At 49.1% G+C, this 19285-nt stretch carries 21 protein-coding genes; 1 reads left to right on the forward strand and 20 read right to left on the reverse strand.

Annotation, left to right across the window (positions count from 1 at the left end):
* Positions 1-5: 5 nt before the first annotated feature.
* The 19 genes from MKY44_RS22825 to modA form a co-directional block, all read right to left on the reverse strand.
* A complete protein-coding gene (locus tag MKY44_RS22825) occupies positions 6-722 on the reverse strand; it encodes a glycosyltransferase (protein WP_341008728.1) in 717 nt (238 codons plus the stop codon).
* Positions 719-1660, reverse strand: coding sequence for an NAD-dependent epimerase/dehydratase family protein (locus MKY44_RS22830; protein ID WP_341008730.1), 942 nt, complete (start codon positions 1658-1660; stop codon positions 719-721). Before MKY44_RS22830 ends, MKY44_RS22825 begins: the two co-directional genes overlap by 4 nt.
* Positions 1642-2469, reverse strand: a complete 828-nt coding sequence (locus tag MKY44_RS22835) for a dTDP-4-dehydrorhamnose reductase family protein (protein ID WP_341008731.1) — start codon at positions 2467-2469, stop codon at positions 1642-1644. The genes MKY44_RS22830 and MKY44_RS22835 overlap by 19 nt, the downstream gene beginning before the upstream one ends.
* Positions 2466-3452: a polysaccharide biosynthesis protein gene (locus MKY44_RS22840; RefSeq protein ID WP_017692517.1), complete on the reverse strand. Its 987-nt coding sequence runs from the start codon at positions 3450-3452 to the stop codon at positions 2466-2468. Before MKY44_RS22840 ends, MKY44_RS22835 begins: the two co-directional genes overlap by 4 nt.
* The gene (gene wecB, locus MKY44_RS22845) at positions 3445-4536 is read right to left on the reverse strand and encodes a non-hydrolyzing UDP-N-acetylglucosamine 2-epimerase (protein WP_076329077.1); all 1092 of its coding nucleotides are present in this window, start codon (positions 4534-4536) and stop codon (positions 3445-3447) included. The genes MKY44_RS22840 and wecB overlap by 8 nt, the downstream gene beginning before the upstream one ends.
* 14 nt (positions 4537-4550) lie before the next feature.
* Positions 4551-6176 (reverse strand): glycosyltransferase family 4 protein, encoded by a 1626-nt coding sequence (locus tag MKY44_RS22850; RefSeq protein WP_341008732.1) that lies wholly within the window; start codon positions 6174-6176, stop codon positions 4551-4553.
* A 66-nt stretch (positions 6177-6242) separates the two neighbouring features.
* Positions 6243-7382: a CgeB family protein gene (locus MKY44_RS22855; RefSeq protein WP_341008733.1), complete on the reverse strand. Its 1140-nt coding sequence runs from the start codon at positions 7380-7382 to the stop codon at positions 6243-6245.
* 60 nt (positions 7383-7442) lie between these two features.
* Complete coding sequence (locus tag MKY44_RS22860; RefSeq protein WP_341008734.1) at positions 7443-8537, reverse strand: CgeB family protein; 1095 nt, start codon at positions 8535-8537, stop codon at positions 7443-7445.
* Positions 8538-8789: 252 nt separating this feature from the next.
* Positions 8790-9131 (reverse strand): hypothetical protein, encoded by a 342-nt coding sequence (locus MKY44_RS22865; protein WP_341008735.1) that lies wholly within the window; start codon positions 9129-9131, stop codon positions 8790-8792.
* Between the two features lies 1 nt (position 9132).
* The gene (locus MKY44_RS22870; protein ID WP_341008736.1) at positions 9133-9432 is read right to left on the reverse strand and encodes a hypothetical protein; all 300 of its coding nucleotides are present in this window, start codon (positions 9430-9432) and stop codon (positions 9133-9135) included.
* Positions 9429-9770, reverse strand: a complete 342-nt coding sequence (locus MKY44_RS22875) for a hypothetical protein (protein ID WP_017692510.1) — start codon at positions 9768-9770, stop codon at positions 9429-9431. Before MKY44_RS22875 ends, MKY44_RS22870 begins: the two co-directional genes overlap by 4 nt.
* A gap of 23 nt (positions 9771-9793) precedes the next feature.
* Positions 9794-10081, reverse strand: a complete 288-nt coding sequence (locus MKY44_RS22880) for a hypothetical protein (RefSeq protein WP_017692509.1) — start codon at positions 10079-10081, stop codon at positions 9794-9796.
* Positions 10082-10202: 121 nt separating this feature from the next.
* Positions 10203-10955: an amino acid ABC transporter ATP-binding protein gene (locus MKY44_RS22885; RefSeq protein WP_124117626.1), complete on the reverse strand. Its 753-nt coding sequence runs from the start codon at positions 10953-10955 to the stop codon at positions 10203-10205.
* Positions 10952-11662, reverse strand: a complete 711-nt coding sequence (locus MKY44_RS22890; protein ID WP_253503011.1) for an amino acid ABC transporter permease — start codon at positions 11660-11662, stop codon at positions 10952-10954. Before MKY44_RS22890 ends, MKY44_RS22885 begins: the two co-directional genes overlap by 4 nt.
* A gap of 4 nt (positions 11663-11666) precedes the next feature.
* Entirely contained in the window at positions 11667-12410 is a 744-nt protein-coding gene (locus MKY44_RS22895; protein WP_341008738.1) for an amino acid ABC transporter permease, read from the reverse strand.
* 23 nt (positions 12411-12433) lie between these two features.
* A complete protein-coding gene (locus MKY44_RS22900) occupies positions 12434-13273 on the reverse strand; it encodes a transporter substrate-binding domain-containing protein (protein ID WP_341008739.1) in 840 nt (279 codons plus the stop codon).
* A gap of 298 nt (positions 13274-13571) precedes the next feature.
* Entirely contained in the window at positions 13572-13904 is a 333-nt protein-coding gene (locus MKY44_RS22905) for a hypothetical protein (RefSeq protein ID WP_017692504.1), read from the reverse strand.
* Between the two features lie 273 nt (positions 13905-14177).
* Positions 14178-14864, reverse strand: coding sequence for a molybdate ABC transporter permease subunit (gene modB, locus MKY44_RS22910; protein WP_341008740.1), 687 nt, complete (start codon positions 14862-14864; stop codon positions 14178-14180).
* Positions 14861-15733 carry a molybdate ABC transporter substrate-binding protein gene (gene modA, locus MKY44_RS22915; RefSeq protein WP_036673450.1) on the reverse strand — a complete coding sequence of 291 codons (873 nt, stop codon included), beginning with the start codon at positions 15731-15733 and terminating at the stop codon, positions 14861-14863. Before modA ends, modB begins: the two co-directional genes overlap by 4 nt.
* A 237-nt stretch (positions 15734-15970) precedes the next feature.
* Between modA and MKY44_RS22920 the strand changes: the two genes are divergently transcribed.
* Positions 15971-17014: a helix-turn-helix transcriptional regulator gene (locus MKY44_RS22920; protein ID WP_341008741.1), complete on the forward strand. Its 1044-nt coding sequence runs from the start codon at positions 15971-15973 to the stop codon at positions 17012-17014.
* 146 nt (positions 17015-17160) lie between these two features.
* On the opposite strand, the gene MKY44_RS22925 is transcribed toward MKY44_RS22920, so the two are convergent.
* Positions 17161-19233 (reverse strand): beta-galactosidase, encoded by a 2073-nt coding sequence (locus MKY44_RS22925; protein ID WP_341008742.1) that lies wholly within the window; start codon positions 19231-19233, stop codon positions 17161-17163.
* Between the last annotated feature and the right edge of the window lie 52 nt (positions 19234-19285).

A 19285-nucleotide genomic window follows, 5' to 3' on the forward strand; every position in this document is an offset into this window, starting at 1 on the left:
CTACGCTACCCGCCAAGCGTCGCTATTCGCTGCAACAGCGGTTCCCGATATCTGGACCATACCATGGATGCCTCTTTGCCAATGACATCCGCATGACGTACCGATCCCATTCCCCCATGCCACCGATAGGCAGTAAGCGGTTCATTCAGGTATGGGAACCGATGACCGTTCAGTACAATACGCATCCAGAGATCCAGATCATGGGTGTAGGGAAGAAGTTCATCGAACAGCCCCACTCCGCTAAAGAGATCCTTACGAATCATGACCGTGCAGCCGTTCACTGGATTGCCGTTAACAAACCGTCGTAGTAAATCCATATCCGACATCGGTTCAGGCCCACCATGCATTTTGGTAACTGCCGAATGCTCGTTGATATAATGAAAGTTTGTATGTGAGACGAGCACATTCTCACGCTGCATAAACTCCAGCTGATAACGAATTTTATCCGGGTACAGATAATCATCCGAACTGAGCCAGGCTACATAATCACCAGAGGCATGGCGGATGCCATGATTAAGTGCCGAAGCCGTCCCGCCATTGCTTTTGCCAAGCACATTAATATAAGGAAGATAGGGTTGAAGCAACTCTGCATGCCGGGTTGAACCGTCATTCACAACAACGATTTCCACATCGGGATACGTCTGGTTCAGCGCACTCTGAATCGCCTGAGGCACATAAGGGCAGTTGTAGAATGGAATGACAATGGATACTCTCGGATTCAACTTGTCGTCCTCCCTTGCTGGACACGAACATCACTCAGGATATCCTGAAGCGATGTGGCAAATGGAATCATCGGCTGCCAGCCAAGCTTGCGCAGCAGTGATAATTCCTCCTGTTTCCCCGAACCATCCGGACCAGAAGATGCCCCATCCCAGCGAACAGGGACTTCCGCTTCTGTCATGGATAACAGCAGATCTGCAATTTCACCAAGACTGCGCTCAACTCCAGACACCACCGGGTATACTGTACCGCTGGACCCGTGTACCAGGAGGGTCGCATACGCTCTGACGGCATCCCGCACATCCAGAAAGTCACGGGTATTGTCCCGTCCGGACAGACGGAATGCCTCGGTTTTGCCCGCCTGCTCACAGGCAACAACATGGCGTGCAAGCAGTGAACAGATGCCTGTGGAAGGACCCGCACCAATCAGATTGCCTGGCTCCGCCAGCATGATCTGTTGTCCGAAGAGCGACATCCACGACAAGGACACCATCTCTTCCAGCGCTTTACTGAGACTGTATGGATGCGGAGGCTGGGGAATCTGGCCAGGTTCCGGCGTATATTTTAACCGCGATCCTACAATAACGGTTCGTGCTGTCGGACAACTGCGAAGCGCATCCAGCAGATACAGCACGGCCATCACATTGGTCTCCAGGACCAGTAGCGGATCAGACCACGAATCAGGCACTGAATTTTTGCCAGCGAGATGCAGCACATAGTCGGGCTGCACCTCGCCGATCAGATGACGCACTTGCTGTTTATCGTTCAGATCACAGACATGGACTTGTGCACCTTTACCGAATGAATACACATCCGGCCTCCGGACTACCGCTGCAACCACTGCACCAACTTCCCGAAAATAAGATACGGCATGTCGCCCGGTAAAACCGGAGGCGCCTGTAATCAGCACTTTCTTGCCTCTCAGCTCTGCTCCATCCATAATGCCAACTCCTTCAGCATTGTAGAATAATCCGGCAGGTCTGTCTTCACATCCTCGCGAGTGGACACCAGCGTACGGTCCTGCACTACACTGTCATCACGCACAATCGTCACATCCTGCTTATCCCAGGTCTGCTTGAACAATACAAGCAGGTCATGCTTGCTGACAGGTGCCGGATGAGCTAAGTGGATCAGACCACTAACCGATGAGGCCAGGTAATGGTCTACCCATTTGGCCAGCTCAAGTGTGGTCACACCGTTCCAGAATACGTGGGTATACCCCCCGACTTCACCTGTGCTGGACATAAACCATTGCATCAGACCAATCCCGCCCTGGCGAATCTCGGGTCCAATGATGGACGTACGGATCGTCAGATGACCTTCATCCTGAACTTCGCCAAGTGCTTTGGTGATGGCGTAAGCTGAAGTCCCATCCGTAACATCATCTTCCCGGTATGCTCCCCGTTCTCCGCTGAACACACAGTCCGTGCTGATATGAATCAGGCGTGCACCAATCGTATCTGCAACCCGCCGCAGACGATGTGGCAGAAAACCGTTAATATGATATGCAGTAATTTTGTCCTCATCTGCGAAGTTGTTCAACACACCTACAGCATTAATAATCACATCCGGGTGCACAGCTTCTACCAATCGATCAACCATGAAGCTGTCGTTCACATCCAGGAGCAGACCATTGGGGTCCGTTACATCCCGAGATGTGTAGAAGACGCTGTGTACACCTTGACGGCGGAAATAGTCGACCAAAATATGGCCGGCCATTCCGTTTCCACCAAGTATCAGCAGTTTCATGACAAGAATCCTCCGCGTTTCAGAATTTCACGAATCTCCTCTTTGGTCATGAGTTGGTGTTCAGAACTGAAACTGTTAAAGGAGACCGGGGGACAATTGGTATAATGTTCACGCAGACCCGGTATGCCCAGGGTAGGAAGAATTACCAGGTACTGCTCATCGTAAACAACGGTGGTCATGCTCTCGAATTCACTCATCAATATTTCATGGATTTTCTCCCCTGGACGAATGCCACGTTCCACAATGCTCACATTCTCTACACCGGAATCCTCAATCAGCACTTCCGCGAGATCAACGATTTTGCAGGTAGGCATCGTCATGACAAAGATCTCTCCGCCGACACTTTCCACCGAAGCTTTGAACAGCAAGGTAATTGCATCCTTTAGCGTAAGAAAGAATCGAGTCATACTCATATCCGTGATGGAGACCTGCCCTTTCTGGCGGATCTGATTCTTGAACAGATGTACCACACTTCCGTTTGTTCCCAGTACATTCCCGCCCCGTACCGTAACAAACTTGGTATCGCTGTGTAACAAGTTTGCATATACAATTAATTTTTCGCCGATCGCTTTTGTCATGCCATAGAAGTTGGACGGATTGGCAGCCTTGTCAGTCGAGATATAGATTACTTTTTCCACCTTGTTCTCAATAGCGGCCTCAATTACGTTCTGTGTACCAATCACATTGGTTTTGAGTGCTTCGTACGGTTGGTCTTCACACACCGGAACATGCTTGAGCGCAGCCAGATGAAATACATAGTCCACATGCTGGCAAGCCGCCGTCAAGGCGTCCTTGTCACGAATATCTCCAATCCGGAAATGAAGACGTGGGTCTTCAAATTCACGACTCATAGCCACTTGGCTGGACTCGTTCCGGGAATATACAATAATTTCTTTGGGCTGCTGGGGCAGTAGTTGAGCCACAAGTTCATAACCCCATGATCCCGTACCGCCAGTCACGAGTATACGCTTATTTTCAAACATGCATTTTCCCTCCAAGCAGAAATTTAACCACTTTACTGGATACATCTGTGGCTTTGTAACCTTGCGGGCAATCCCAGTCGCTAGACATCTTTGTCATGACTTTCACGCAATCAGCGATGCGCGCGGCATCCAGACCGGAGACTACATTGCTGCCGCAATCGACCGTTTCCGGCCGCTCGGTAGTTCGACGCATCGTTACGGTCGGCACGCCCATAATGCAACACTCCTCCTGCACGGTACCGCTATCCGTAAGTGCACAGCGTGCATGACGTTCAAGCATTACAAAGTCGAAGAATCCAAACGGCTCATGAAACTCCACCAGCGGGTTCATCTCCAGATGCAGATGCTCCGCAATCCGGATCGCTGTACGCGGATGAATACTGCAGATTACACGCAATCCGTGTTCTTCTGCGACCTGGTTCAGTCCTTTCATAATCTCCAGCAAATGAGGGGCATGATCCACATTCTCGGCTCGATGGGCAGTAACCAGGAAGTATTGCCCGGACTTCAGCTTGAGCTTTTTGAGTATTTTGCTGGAACTTACTTGCGCGTCGTAGTGCTGCATGACTTCATAGATGGGATTGCCCGTTAGCACGATGCGCCTGCTTGGTACCCCTTCACTGACCAAATGTTTCTTGCTCTGTTCCGTGTAAGGCATATTAACGGTAGAGATGGCATCAATAACCTTACGATTTTTCTCTTCAGGCACATCCAGGTCGAAGCAACGATTGCCTGCTTCCATATGAATAACAGGAACACCCATGCGCTCAGCCAATATTGCACATAATGCGCTATTGGTATCGCCGAGCAGCAGCAATTTATCGGGCTTCTCCTGCAATATCAGATCTTCCATCTGCGTAAACATCGAGGATAGCTGTCGTCCCAGAGTGGCCGCTTCATCCTGAAGAACGTAATCCGGTGCGCGCAGGCCCATTTCCTTGAAAAAGAGACCGCTGAGACTTTCCGTGAAGTTCTGTCCCGTATGCACCAGAATATGTTTGGACGCGTACTGGTCCAGCTTGGAGATGATCAGGCTGAGCCGTATGATCTCAGGTCTCGTACCCAGCACCGTCATGATCTTCATCGTAATCCCTGCCTTCATCTTGTATTGGAACCCTTGCGCCCTGCTCGGCTACGTCCTGCTTTGGCAGATTTGCGTCTGCGACTAGCCGATTTCCCCATATGTGGACGCGGTCCCTTCGTTGTACGGGTTCTCCCCTTACGTCTGCCAGTTCCGGAAGTACGTTTCAGCCCCTCACGGTCTCGGCGAGAATGAGGTGCAAGTGGCTTGCGACGACGTTTCCGCGTTTTGCCCCTCTGTTGAATCGGCTTTGCAGCCGGGACAGTACTTGAGGCAACAGGAGCATCGTGACCCAATGCGATTGGAGGTAATGAGGAATGTGGCAACGCCTGTATGACGGTCAGTGGGAATAACAGTGCCCGCACCGTAGTCGGCTCCAGAACCAGTACAGTGCGTAGTCCCCCCTCCCCATGGGCATACACAGGTCCATTCGGAGGTTGGATATAAGCAAACCATCCGGGAAAACGCAATAACCACTGTGTCACCATCGTATGCAGTTTCGTTCGGTAGGTTTCAACGCCGTAGAGCCTTTCCGCTTCTGTCCGATTGCGCCACCCCGTAATTGAGGCCAGCTCTGCATCATTCAGCAAGGTTGTTGCCAAGGTGACAAGCGCTTCGGTATCGCCCGGCGGGGCCAAAAATGCATCACTACCTACGGATTCCATTAATTCCTTCAGTCCACCCTGAGCGAAAGCAATGACCGGTTTGGCAAAATAGAGACCCTCCAGTGCGGTCATGCCAAATCCTTCTTTGACCATGCTTGGGATGACCAGAATATCCATCGCGGTATACGCCAGAGATACGTTCTCTTCAAATGTAGTGAAGGTAAATCGGCGTGAATACCCGGATTTTTTCACCCGTGATACACACTCGTCGTAATACTTTTTATCCGATGGTGCCCCGATGATCCAGAAGCGACAGCGCGAATGTGTTTCACAGATCCTCAAGGCCATATCTACAAAAGGTTTCAACCCTTTGGCATCATATATAAATGAAGAAATATAACCGATACAGGTCTGCGATGATTTGAAACCGAGCTCCTTACGCTTACGTTCGCGCAGATGAATCCAGCGGTCCGGTGCTGGTAGCGCGGGTTCCCAAGTTGGGGATATGATGGTCACTTTGTCACCCATGCCGGCTTCCTGGAATGGGGCTACCGCTGTCTCGGATATACCAATAATCCAATCCGCGTAACGGCCAATCATCTGGATCGCCTCGGTTGTATGTTCATTCGTATGAATAATCTCGGTAATCTTCCAGATGATCGGAATCTGAAGGGACTTTGCCGCTATAGCCGGCATCACATTAACACAGGTGTTCGTTAACACTATATCGGGAGCAGTCTCCCGTATTAGGGAGACTGCTTCCTGATACGCTGGCGTATCACGAAGATGCTCCGCATCATCTGCAATGCCCAGGTAAGGTGTGTACACACCGTGAAGCATCGGCAGAGTGCATATTTTGACCTGAATGCCGAATCTCCGCGCAAGCCCCGCAAGCTTCCCCTCCTGAGGGGCTACGAGCACACATTCAAAGATCGTACCGATCTCTCTCATAAAATGAAGCAGCAGCTTCTCGGCACCTGTAATGCTGCGAGTATTGCACACATGCGAAAATAACATCATCTTTGGTTTCGTTGCCATGGCCGCACGGACCCTGTACACGATTATCCGATACAGGGTACTGTGCACACCTCCTCCCGGCCAGAATTAAGGGAATATGATGGTTAACATTTCATTAATTCTTTTGCCATACGTGTGGTCTTTCAGTGTACGTTCGAGTCCACGAAGTGCAATCTCACGGCGTTCCTTTTCATGAGTAAGATAATATTCCACTTTGTCGAGTAACTCCTGCGGCGAGGAATAGGTCTCAATCTCCACACCCGGTTTGTAGAAACGCGCAATGTCATCTCGGGCGTCGGTCAGCTGTAGCGTCGTGGACGCGGCAATTTCAAACGTTCTCGGGTTTGGTGAAGCTGGCGCGATTTTGAGGTGATTATTATTGACGGAATCATCTTCGTGGGATCGATGCAGGTTGATGACAATTTTGGTGCCATTGTACACATCATTGGTCTCCGGCGGACTCATCCAGCGCCCGAGCTCAATCTTCTCGCCATAGGCAGTATAGTCAGGCAGACGGTCCCACCAGATTCCGTTAAATACCGTATTGTGTGACATCAACTGAGGCATGATCGGATTGAAGAAGTATACCCGGTTCCAGTAGGCCGAGCCGATAAAGCTGACATCCCGTTTTAACGGGGAAGGAGTTGTAATCGGAAAGTAATGATTAGTGAATGCGGCAAAAGGGAGGTAGTGAACTGACGCGCAGCCGATTTGTCGATATAGATCGATACAGTTCAGTTCCAACGTGAAGACATGGTCAAAATGTGTCACAATTTCCAGCGTCATATCTGTATAGTACGGGTCATCCGTGAGCCAGATTGCCGTCTGGATACCCGCTTGGCGAATCGCATCGATATGCTCGATGGGGATATCCATTCCATCCAGCACAAGCACAAGATCAGGACGCGTCTGTAGCGCAATTTCAGAAATCGGTTGACGCGGATCAGAGAGGGTTACTTGAGCTACCATACCCTGTAGCGTGGCCATAATGGCCTCATCCAACGGAGAGTAAGGGAAGCCTTTACCCGAGGATACATACAGCACGTGAAGCTGTCGGAAAGGCAACGGTTCCTGTGCACAATTCACAATATAGTTGGCGCGACCACGCAGATATCCCTCTTCCTTACCTGCGTCATATCCGGCATGTTGCCCATTTTTGCGCGCTTGATCAGCCAGGCTCAGTACGGGTGCATGAATCTTTTTGGTTTTACGGTGTTTGAGAGACATACCGCCACTCCTTTATTTTTTGGGATAGTGTTCTTGTTGATGCTGCACTTCAGACGGGGATTATAAATGTTCCAGCAACTGACCGATCCGGCGAGTGAATGTATGCTGGTTCATCGTGGTGAGAAGTCCCCGCCACGCTATCGCCTGTCGTTCTTCTTCATGCTTCAGATAATAGTGGATCTTGCGCTGAAGCTCTGCTGCGTTGGTGAACGTCTCGATGTCATATCCCGGCTTATAATAACGGGGTAAATCTGCACGTGCATCCGTAATCTGCATTGTGCCGCATGCGCTGATCTCATACGTGCGTGGATTAATTGAGTGACCTTCAAGATGATGTGTATTGCGATTGTCTTCCCCATTCTCGCAAGTCCGGTGAATGTTAATGACAATCTTGGCGCCATTGTAATAATCTACTGTCTCTCCAGGAGCAATCCATCCTTCGTGGATGAAACGGCCTAGTACATCAAAGCGTGCCAACCGATTCCACTGGCTACCCGCAATGAATACTTTTTTGTCCGCTAGAAAAGGGGCCAGCTCATCAAACAAGGCAATCCGGTTCCAAAATCCGGTACCGATAAAACAAATGTCGTGCTGATGCTGCGGTGCCGCGCGCCGCGGTTGAAACATGCCTGGATTCACCGCGAGTGGCATATAGATGACCTGGTTCGCTCCATGTCCCAGATAGAAGGGCACCGCGGCCTCTTCATGCGTGAACACGACATCATAGTGCTGGCAAAGGGACGTTGTATCTTCGGTGAAATACGGATCATCCACAAACCACACGGCAGTTCGGATACCGAGTGCACGTATGCCATTCACCTGCTCTACATGATCTGCGGGAAATACATGCAGACCATTCATGACGAGCACAACATCGGGCCGATGCTGACTGGCTTCCTGCAACATCGCTGCTGGCGATCCAACAACGCATTCACGTACAGATTGCTGCAGAGCCAAGGTAACACCTTCATCGATGGCATCGAATCCTTGCGGGATATACAACACCTTCATGTCCCGCAGGGTCGGTTCAAACATCTGCACCCGCTCCATCATGGCTTGACAGCCGCCAAATCTGCGGCCTTCTGCATATCCGCCGCGGTAAGCTGTTTCCGCTTCGCTCAGCGGACGGTGCCTTCGTTTTGCCACATTATTCACCCTGTCTTCCTTCAGGAGATCTCACTTCCAGACTCTCCCCGAGATTGGTCTTCCCTCTAAAGGATATGCCTCGGGGTCAGATGCATCATGGACGGGTGTCCTGCAAGGCGCAAAATTGGCGCATGCCCTCCACATCCGCCTGTACGGGCATGTCCGCTTTTGCGGCGATGCAAATAGCCCGGAGGGATCTGTCCCCCCGGGCTAACTGTGATACAGGTATCATTCCATACAGGAATAATCCTATCTACTCGGTTACTGTGCTTTGTAAGCCAGCTGATGTCCGTCCTCGAATCCCATGGCGAAACCCGCGTTGAATCCCTCGTTGTACGCCTCGTTGTATCCCTGGCTGTACGCACCGTCCGGGTTCGGATCGGTAGGGGTAGCCGGGACGACTGGTTGTACGGGCTTTGGACTCCGGTGCCGCCGTACCGCACGTTTCTTTTTTTTGAGCCACGCACTGCGTCCTTTAAGTGGGCGTTTGTGAAGAACACGTTTGGCTCTGAGCGCACGCAGTTTGCGAATTTTGCGCAGACGGGCTCCACGGATTAACAAAGCTCTTTTGGTTCTCAGTCGTATTTTCTTCTTCTTTAACATGTCAACATTCCTCCTGTATGTCCCGAACGATACGAATTGCACACCCGGGGTCTTTGAGCCACGGCAAGCCAGGCTCCCCATGCTGGATTCGGGCCAGCCTGATTCCCGTAACCATACGAGCCATTTCTGCCTGATAGCGACTCAGCAAACGAATGTTTTCGGCCAGACTGCGGGCGGATACTTCCGAATGAGCGGTTACACTGGCTACACTGTCCAGAATGCGTGCCAGCGCCTGCTGACTGTGTGCAATGGATTCAATGAGCGCCAGTTTGGCTTCCTGCTCACGCCGCATCAGACTCATTTTCCCATGTCTCCCAGATCCATGCCGCCAAACATGCCACCGTCCATACCGCCGCCATCTTCGCTATCGTTCTGCACCATCACCGCTTTGAGATTGTTGCATAGTCCGGTCTCCATCCGGGTTAATCCTTCCAGCAATTCCACCAGCTGATCATGCATTTTGAGCGGCTCGCCTACCTGATCCCCATGCGTCAGAAAGGTATCCCCATTTAAATGATTCAGCGTCCAGTTCCGTACCTTCTCGGCCTCAATCGCTTTTGCCTCCAGGATCAGGGCAATATTCCACTGCATTTTGGCTGCTGCGTCCAGCATCAGAATGAGGCTCTGTTCTCTACTCATGTTCCCTCACCCGCCTTCCGGGCTTATTCTTCCTCTTGAACCGCGATCTCCCGCATGACTTGGGTCAGCGTTTCGGCTACAGCCTCTTCCAGATCTGCAAGGCCCCCCAAGTAAGAGATAATGCTTTTGTTGATTTGCCCAGAGCTATCCAGCAGACCGTCAACGCCATCCAACTCCGGTTCGATATCTGGCAAATGATTGATGATTTCAGACATGCGTACAGCGACTTGGCGTTTGGCATCCAGCACACGTGCGATCTGCTGGTGAGAGTGTGCAATATGTGTGATGATTTCATCGATTTTGCTCTGCATGGTCCTCCTCCTTACCGTCACGGCCTGCTTCACCCATATAAAAACCCGGCCTATCAGCATTTGCCTGTTACAGCATATGCCGGGCCGGGATCGTCAGTTACTATAGCTTGCGCCTATATCGTCAGATGACATAACTCCAGTCGGAAGAATATCGACTGAGGAATTGGCGAGTACGTTCCTGCTTGGGACGTACAAACACCTCCTCCGGGGTTCCTTCCTCCACAATGGAACCTCCATCCATGAAAACAACCCGATTTGCCACCTCACGGGCAAACCCCATTTCATGGGTGACTACAATCATGGTAATCCCCTCTTGAGCAATGGAGCGGATGACAGACAACACTTCTCCCACAAGCTCGGGGTCCAGCGCCGAGGTCGGTTCATCAAACAAAATCACTTCTGGGTTAAGTGCCAATGCTCTGGCGATGCCCACCCGTTGCTGTTGTCCACCTGACAACATACTTGGATACTCATTGATTTTGGCAGACAGTCCGACTTGTTCAAGCACACGCAAGGCACGAGTACGGGCATCGGCTTTGGACATTTTCTGGGCAATAATTAATCCCTCGGTGACGTTATCCAGCACTGTCTTGTGTTTGAACAGATTATAGTGCTGGAACACCATCGCCGTTTTTCGTCTCAACTGCACAATGTCATGTTTGCGTGCATGCTTGCAATCGACGGTTAATCCACTGATCTGAACCTCGCCCTCATCGGCACGTTCCAGAAAATTGACGCAGCGCAGCAGCGTTGTTTTACCTGATCCACTCGGTCCAAGGATCGCTACGACATCGCCCTGTTCCACGGTCAGATCAATTCCCTTCAATACTTCCTGCTTGCCAAAAGTTTTGTGTATGTTGGTTAGTGTAATCATGACACGCCTCCTTTGCTGTACACGGCAACCCGACGCTCAAGCAGAGCAGTGATCCTTTCGGCAATGATGGTCAGCCCCCAATAGATGAACGCTGCGGCGATAAAGGCCTCCAGAAACTTCAGACTGACGGATGCCACCACATCCGCTTTACCGAGGATGTCCATCTGAGACACGGTAAAAGCGAGTGTTGATCCATGCAGGAACCCAACAAACATACTGCACAGGTTAGGCAATACCGCCCCGATCGCTTGAGGGATGATAATACGTCTTAAAGCCTGGAATGTGCTCATACCTACAGCGTGAGCCGCCTCCATCTGGCCGATATCCACAGCAAGAATGCCTGAACGGATAATCTCGGACATATAAGCGCCCGCAGTGAGCGAGAAAGCAATCAGTACAAATACGAGAATTGGAATCGACGAGGATTGGAAAGCCCAACCGTAACGTTCCGCCAGCTTATCGATAATCATCGGAATGCCGTAATAGATGAGAAATAGATGCATCAGCATCGGTGTTCCACGCAGGAATGAAACGTAGAAGTCAGCAACGCGGTGAATCCACCGCACGCGATAAATACGGATCAGAGCCGTAGCCAGACCGATTCCGAAGCCTGCAATCAACGGAACAATCGTAATGACGAGTGTCAGTGGCAATGCCTTCAGGATTTGAAAAAAAGATGTATAGATAAACTGGAGATCAATAGACATATGCTCACCCCGCTATTCGTTTCAGGCGTTTGGCTCGAATTGCCGGTTTGTGTACAACTCTCTTGCGTTCATGACGCTGGAGTCTGCGTTCTGCAAAGGCAAATCCTTTTTCGAGCACAATAACAATGACATAATAGACCACAGACAGACTGATATACACTTCAAGTGCATGCGATGTAGCCGAAATTAACGTCTGCCCTCTGCCCACCATATCCATGACACCAATGGAGAAGGCCAAAGACGTATCCTTCAATGAACCGATTAACGTATTGGCCATGTTCGGAAAAGCAACAATCAGTGCCTGCGGAACAACAATCCGCCGAAAAGACTGGAATGTGGTCATACCCGCAGCATAGGCTGCTTCCGTCTGACCTTTTTCCACACTGCGCACCGCTCCGCGAAAGATCTCGGCAAAGGATGCCGCATCACTAAGCGCATAGGTCACAATGACAAATAACAACGGGTCGGTTCTCGACAGGTCGATGCCAATGGGTTTGAGCAACTCGGGAAGTCCGTAATACACCAGGAACAATTTGATCAGGATCGGTGTGCCCCGCATGAATGAGACGTACAGGGTAGCCAACTGGCTTAGTACCGGAATCCGATACAGCCGGGGAACGGCCAGAAGCACGCCGCCCACCAGGCCGAGCACGATGGAACCCCCCAGTACAATCAGTGTTATATGCAAATATCGTAGCAGTTCCGGGATGAAATCCAGAACCAATGACAGATCAAATGATTTTCCCATTACCGCTGCACACCTTTCTCAGACTACTCTTCAACCGTATAGTCAGCTCCAAGCCACTCTGTGCTCAGTTTGCCTAATGTTCCATCTTCTTTGATCGCTTTGAGCGCTTCGTCCACTTTGGTTTTGAGCTCCTGCTCATCTTTGTTCAGAATGAAGTACACTTTGGAGTTGGAGAGGGCATCTCCTACCGTTTTCAACTGAGCATCAACCGCCTTATTCTGATAATCAATGGCAAACTGAGTGCTGATGGTGGCATCCACCCGGCCTGTTTTGATCTGAGTAATGGTATCCTCACCCGCTCCGGAATAAACGATATCAATCCCGTTGCCGTTCGCTGCATTCCATTTCTCAGCAAGTACAGCCGCATTACTCGTAGCACCAACAATCAGTTTTTTCCCTTTTAGATCCTCAATCGATTTTACTTCCTCATTTTTCTGACTTACGACAATTTTATTTGGAAAAATATTATAGGCTTCATCATTAAACAGGAACTTGGCCTGTCTCTCATCATTCACTTCCATCTGGTGAGCGATCAGGTCAATTTTTTTCGTTTCCAGACTCAGCAGCAGGTTTTTGAAATCCATGGTGCTGAATTCGAATTCGTACTCAGGCAAACGTTTGTCGATCTCCCGGATCAGTTCCACATCATAACCTGTTAACTTGCCATTCTCATCAATGAAGCAGACATTTGGGAACTGTGTACCTGTTCCTACAATGATCTTTTTCACTTTGGTGTCGCCTGCTGCCGAAGCAGATTCTGAATCCTTGCTTGCAGTTCCTGTGCTGCATCCAGCCAGTACCGCCAGCATTGTAATGAACAGCAGTGCTGTCCGGAATTTTTGAATCCCCCGTTTTTTAACCATTCCCAATCTCCTCCACAGGCTGTTATCACAGCGAATATGATGTGTACTCCCATTCCTCTACCCTATTAACAAACCATTCTTACTTGTATAGTCGGAATTAGGTTGAACAAAGAATATCATTACAAGTCATCTTAGGGCAATAACTAAACTAATAGGACATCCTGATATGGTTATAGGACTTCTCTATAGTACAAGAAAAAGCCATCCCCCATATCGATTGGCGGATGGCTTCTTCTTGTATGACTCTCACTGATTATACCATTTTGGCGGTGCATCACTTGGTGTGTACACTACTCATCTATCTGCGACTCGCCCATTTAATTTTACGTGCAACTTCCACTCGCTGTAATTGTAAGAGACCGATCCGTTCCTCGAACTTCTTGCGTTCGTCCATGGAATGAGCGGCATGAATCTGGTGGCACAGACCTGTCAGTTTGCTGTTGATGTAATCAAACCGTGTCCATAATTCCTCTTCAGGTGTGCGTTGCTGCTCCGTCGCCGTCTGAAATATTTTGAGTTGGCGGATAAGGGATTGTTGCCATTCCTGATCCTGAATTTGGATGGCAAAATGCAAAAGATCCAGATAGTCATCAATTTGCAACGAAACGCCGCAATCAGATTTAGTGTTCATCGTCGTCTCTCCTTATTTCAGTACTTGGCTGGAATCCATTACCTCTATCTTACAGGATCAAGCCCACTGAAAGCGAGTGCTGAACGATTAAATTTTGGGAAAATTTTTATTTTTTTATGTTAAAACAGCTTTACATTTCCATTAAGACCAATTTGGCAGGATATTGATATTGGTACATATGAAATTGGTAATAAAAACCCGCGTTAAGGAAAAAAGTTCTTTCCTCAAAACGAGTTTTTCATCATTTTATATATAATATGCGCACATATCAAATCAGTCATTTTTTCCATCTCGCTGCTGTCTGGTCATCAGTAACATGAGAAACGAGATGATGATAATGGAGACAGTCCACGCCCAGGCCATGGTCTGATTGCCCGAATCCACAGCGACATAGATTGCCGTGGGTACCGTTTGTGTTTTGCCCGGAATATTGCCTGCAATCATCAGTGTCGCACCAAATTCGCCGAGTGCCCGGGCAAAGCCCAGGATGAAGGCGGTCATCAATGCTCTGCCTGCGAGCGGCAAGGAAATGTAACGAAAAACCTGCCACTCATTTGCCCCAATCGAACGACCCGCATCCTCCAGATCACGATCCACACCACTGAATCCCGATTTCATCGTCTGATACACGAGTGGAAAAGCAACCACCACCGCAGCAATCACCGCAGCCCACCAGGTGAAAATAACCGGTGCGGAGAATATGGTTTCAATCCATTGTCCAAACAGACTTTTACGCCCCAGTATGACAAGTAACAGAAATCCAACCACCGTCGGGGGAAGGACTAGCGGCAGCATAAATGCCGTTTCCAGCAGAATTTTCCCCCGAAATGAAGAACGTGACATCTTCCAGGCTATCGCAATTCCGAGCACAGTGGCCACTACGCTGGATAATAACGCAACCTGAAGCGATAAGCGCACCGGTGACCAGAATGCGGACCAGTCTATGACGTTCACATTCATTCCGGAATTGTAAATCCGTATTTCGCGAAGATATCGAGCACTTCAGGGGTTTGTAAATACGCATAGAATTGTTCGGCCTCAGTACGGTGTTTGGTTCCTTCAATAATGCCTATTGGATAATTGGCTGGTGTGTAGCTGTTCTTGTCCACCTCAAACGCAATTTTCACCTGATCCGAAGTAAGAGCATCCGTTTTATATACAAATCCTGCATCTGCATTACCCGTCTCTACATATTGAAGAACCTGTCTAACGTCTTTCCCCTGCACAAGCTTGCTTTCCAGTTCATCCCACAGCTTGGCATTGGTAAGAGCTTCCTTGGCATAGGTTCCCGCAGGAACACTTTCCGGAATCCCAATGGCTACCGTCTTGATGGAGTCGCTGGTGAGATCCGTTTCACTGGTTACTGTGTGGGTCCCATCTGCTGGTACTATGGCCACCAGTGAATTCTGTAGCAAATTCTTCTGATCGCCCGATGCAATCAGGTTTTCATCCACTAGCGCATTCATATTTTTTGTTGCCGCCGATACAAAGACATCAGCCGGGGCACCCTGTTCAATCTGCTGTTGCAAGGCACCCGAGGCGCCAAAGTTAAAATTAAGTTCTATATAAGGATTAGCTAACTCATAATTGGTTTCAATCTCTTTCATCGCATCGGTCAGACTGGCCGCCGCAGAGATTGTCAGATCTACCGTTTCCTGCGGATCGGTATTTCCTGCTGATGAACTTTCACCTGATGCCGCTGGCGTTGAGGTCGTTTGTTCTGCACCCGTGGATGTATCCGTAGTGCCCGTGCTTGCGCCGCAACCAGCCAATACAAGAGCCAGTCCCAGTGACATACTTCCCAACACATATCCGATTCTCTTTCTCATTCATTTCTCCCCCAACGTTATCTTTAGATATAACTAGTTATAATTGATTATATCTAATTATACACAAGACAAAAAAAATAGGAAGGTGATTAAGATCACATTTGATTTTTTTTATCTGTCCTATGCGTTTATTGCGTGTTCTCAGGTTTATGGCATCCCTCAATTAATGATATAGTACAAGAAACATTCATAACAAAACCATAATTGCTCTATACCTTTGAAGGAGGATCTTCACTTATGACGGAGGAGCAATCCTACACAACCGAAGAAATATCCAAGCTGCTCAAAATATCGAAACTGACGGTCTATGACCTAATCAAAAAAGGAGACCTCGTCGCATACCGTGTGGGTAAACAAATGCGAATTGATGCAACCGATCTGGAGGCATATAAACGTCGCTCCAAGCAACTCCAGTCCTCAGGTCAACGTATCCCGACTCCTCATCAGACCTCGGAATCAGTGACTCAGCCAGGTCAGGATGATTTTCAGGGAACTTCCTTACAAACGACTACACCCATTGGGTCTGCGCATGCAATTACTCCAGCGAGTTCTGCTCATGCAATGACTGCTGTATCACGGCATCTGGTCATAACAGGTCAGGATGTCAGTCTGGATATTCTAATGCGCCATATGGAAAAACAAACTCGGGACATTCGTCCGCTACGCTCGTTCATGGGTAGTCTGGATGGGCTTATCTCGATGTATCGCGGTGAGTCCGATCTGGTCAGCACCCATCTGCTCGACGGAGATACCGGTGAGTATAATCTGCCGTATATTCGCAAAATTCTGACGGGACGATCTTATGTTGTGGTGAACTTGCTATCACGACCTGCCGGACTGTATGTACAGCGTGGTAATCCGCAGAACTTGCAGAATTGGACCGATCTGAGCAAGCCTGAACTGAGACTAGCTAACCGGGAGATAGGTTCTGGCGCGAGAGTATTGCTGGATGAGCAGCTTCGGCTGCATGGAATTCCATCCGCAGGTCTGATTGGATATGAAACCGAGGAAACCAGTCACATGGGCGTGGCTGCCAAAGTCAGTTCTGGCGAAGCCGATGTCGGAGTTGGCATTGAGAAGGCTACGCGACTTGTAGGCCAGGTTGATTTTGTCCCGCTCACTCAGGAGCGCTATGATCTGGTCATGCTCAGGAAGCAAGGTAATGAAGCCTGGACAGAATCTGTACTGCGAATTCTCCAATCGCCGGAGTTCAGGCAGGAACTGCAATCATTCGAGGGATATGATGTATCCCGGACAGGTGAGATTTTGTACGAAGCATAGGTATACGAAATACAGCCAAAAACACTCATGCTTAATGGATGTTACACATCACATCATGCATATACAAAACGCCTTGCAAGGGCTGCAAGGCGCTTTTGGTGTTTCTTTCAATATATAACACATATATGGATGGATGAATGAATTTCTTAATGTGGCAAATCGATCTCAAAAATGAACACACCATACGCGGGCAAGTTGATCTCATCCTGAAGTGTTGTACCTGACAGTAACTCTTTTGCTTGCTTTTTAAGTTTAATGGGTGCTTGTTGATCCGAGTAGTTGAGTAAAAATACATAAGCTTTATCCTTACCGGAACGGATACCAAGCTCAACTTCGGACGGTACCTCTACCAGGTCACCCACAGGTGAAGATAGCCCTATTTCATCCAGGAGAGCATCTACGACCGGTTCATTGTAAGCCGCTCCATAATACCATACTTGCCCCTGACCTACCGTACGTTTGGTCAATGCAGGACTACCTGCATAGTATTCGGATGTATACTCGGCTACGACCTGTACGTCAGCATGCTCCACATGAAGAACTTCGTTAAATCCGGCCGTTGACGTTCCCTCCTGAAGTCGCTCATTCGCCCCACTCCATTGCAGTTTGGCTGCTGGAATGGTTCCTTTGATTAAGGTAAAGTCCTCTACGGTTACACCACACAACTCAGCGACAGCCCCTGGGAACGGTCTCATATAACAATGTCCCTTGAGATCCTTATAACCGGTGCGCGCACCGAAAAACAGAGTGCCTCCTTGACTAACATAAGCTTGCAGAAGTTCTGCTGTCTCGTCTGTCATGATGGCCGGGTGAGCATAGATGATCACCTTATACTCGGATAACTCCTCCAGTGTTGTCGTTGGTTGCAGTGTAACCATGTCCGTCGGAATATGACGATACTGGAGCTGCTTATACCAGGAGCGTACACTCTGTTGCTGAAGCGGGCCGTGCCACTCATCCAACTCTCCATCCCAGATGTTATCGTAATCCTGTAGGATCGCAACATCGGCTTGATATGTAGTGCCCGCAATAACACGCCCGATCTTGGCAAACTCTTCCCCTACTTGTGCAACCTCGCGTACTCTTCTGTTGGGTTGATTATGGTAATCATTGATGCCATGCCAGTACATCTCCGTGCCAAATGTTGCCGTCCGCCAGCGGAAGTAGACGAGTAGATCTGTTCCGTGAAGAACAGATTGATACGACCATAATCGGATCTGTCCCGGTCTTGGCGTACCCATGCCTATACTGTCAACCCAGCCTCCTGGCCCAGACTGTTGTTCCATGACGCAGAAGTTCGGTGACATGTTGCGTACGTTCGACAGTTTCATGCTCCAGGCCCGATCTTGTAATGCGTTATCGTCTGTCCCTGGGAAGATCGTGGCAAACTGCGGATACGAATCATAAGAGAAGAAATCCAATAAATCTTCTGTCATTTCATGATTATCCAAGTGTCCAAACGTACCGTTTGTTGTGATCCAATGTTCCGGGTCCAGTTCCCGAATGATGTCCACCTGAAGCTTGGCAAATGAAATGGTATTGGAGGAGATGAATCTCTTTTCATCTAATGCCAAATGAGGATTTGGCGATTGGCTGACCATATTTCGGGTAAGGTGAACTTGCTCCCAGTCAGTATAGGTCTGACTCCAGAAAACGGTTCCCCATGCTTGGTTCAGATTCTCTAACGATTCATAACGATCCTTTAACCATTCACGGAAGGCTACATGGTCAGCCTCAGCATAGAAAACATCCATATGACAATTGAATTCGTTATCGATCTGCCATCCAATAAGAGCCGGATGATCTTTATAGGCAATCACCATATTGCGCACGATTTTTTCACATTGCTGTCTGAAGATTGGGCTGCTGTAGTTGGTATGACGCCGCATTCCGTGTTGATACAACACCCCGTCTTTATTTGCGTTTAATACTTCAGGATATTTGGATGTTAACCACGCTGGTGGAGTTGCAGTAGGTGTTCCCAAAATAACACTCAAACCGTATTGATGCGCCAGATCCAGTGCCTTCTGGAAAAAACTAAAATCGAACTGGTCTTCTTCCGGCTCAAAGATGGACCATGCAAATTCAGCCATCCGAATAACTGTGATATTCATCTCTCTCATTCTACGGAAATCGTCCTCCCACAACGCTTCCGACCAATGCTCAGGGTAATAACAGACCCCCATTTTTAATTCATCCATTTGGATTGATTTTGCCACCTTTAATTGCCCCCTTAACCTGCCATATTGCCTCCATTCTATTGGAACCTTC

The sequence above is a fragment of the Paenibacillus sp. FSL R7-0026 genome, assembly GCF_038004485.1.
Lineage (GTDB): Bacteria > Bacillota > Bacilli > Paenibacillales > Paenibacillaceae > Paenibacillus > Paenibacillus xylanexedens_A.

Coding starts and splice junctions, on each gene's coding strand:
- MKY44_RS22830 (WP_341008730.1), bottom strand. CDS start 1,660: ATGGATGGAGCAGAGCTGAGAGGCAAGAAAGTGCTGATTACAGGCGCC.
- MKY44_RS22835 (WP_341008731.1), bottom strand. CDS start 2,469: ATGAAACTGCTGATACTTGGTGGAAACGGAATGGCCGGCCATATTTTG.
- MKY44_RS22840 (WP_017692517.1), bottom strand. CDS start 3,452: ATGTTTGAAAATAAGCGTATACTCGTGACTGGCGGTACGGGATCATGG.
- wecB (WP_076329077.1), bottom strand. CDS start 4,536: ATGAAGATCATGACGGTGCTGGGTACGAGACCTGAGATCATACGGCTC.
- MKY44_RS22850 (WP_341008732.1), bottom strand. CDS start 6,176: ATGGCAACGAAACCAAAGATGATGTTATTTTCGCATGTGTGCAATACT.
- MKY44_RS22855 (WP_341008733.1), bottom strand. CDS start 7,382: ATGTCTCTCAAACACCGTAAAACCAAAAAGATTCATGCACCCGTACTG.
- MKY44_RS22865 (WP_341008735.1), bottom strand. CDS start 9,131: ATGTTAAAGAAGAAGAAAATACGACTGAGAACCAAAAGAGCTTTGTTA.
- MKY44_RS22870 (WP_341008736.1), bottom strand. CDS start 9,432: ATGAGTCTGATGCGGCGTGAGCAGGAAGCCAAACTGGCGCTCATTGAA.
- MKY44_RS22875 (WP_017692510.1), bottom strand. CDS start 9,770: ATGAGTAGAGAACAGAGCCTCATTCTGATGCTGGACGCAGCAGCCAAA.
- MKY44_RS22880 (WP_017692509.1), bottom strand. CDS start 10,081: ATGCAGAGCAAAATCGATGAAATCATCACACATATTGCACACTCTCAC.
- MKY44_RS22885 (WP_124117626.1), bottom strand. CDS start 10,955: ATGATTACACTAACCAACATACACAAAACTTTTGGCAAGCAGGAAGTA.
- MKY44_RS22890 (WP_253503011.1), bottom strand. CDS start 11,662: ATGTCTATTGATCTCCAGTTTATCTATACATCTTTTTTTCAAATCCTG.
- MKY44_RS22895 (WP_341008738.1), bottom strand. CDS start 12,410: ATGGGAAAATCATTTGATCTGTCATTGGTTCTGGATTTCATCCCGGAA.
- MKY44_RS22900 (WP_341008739.1), bottom strand. CDS start 13,273: ATGGTTAAAAAACGGGGGATTCAAAAATTCCGGACAGCACTGCTGTTC.
- MKY44_RS22905 (WP_017692504.1), bottom strand. CDS start 13,904: ATGAACACTAAATCTGATTGCGGCGTTTCGTTGCAAATTGATGACTAT.
- modB (WP_341008740.1), bottom strand. CDS start 14,864: ATGAATGTGAACGTCATAGACTGGTCCGCATTCTGGTCACCGGTGCGC.
- modA (WP_036673450.1), bottom strand. CDS start 15,733: ATGAGAAAGAGAATCGGATATGTGTTGGGAAGTATGTCACTGGGACTG.
- MKY44_RS22920 (WP_341008741.1), top strand. CDS start 15,971: ATGACGGAGGAGCAATCCTACACAACCGAAGAAATATCCAAGCTGCTC.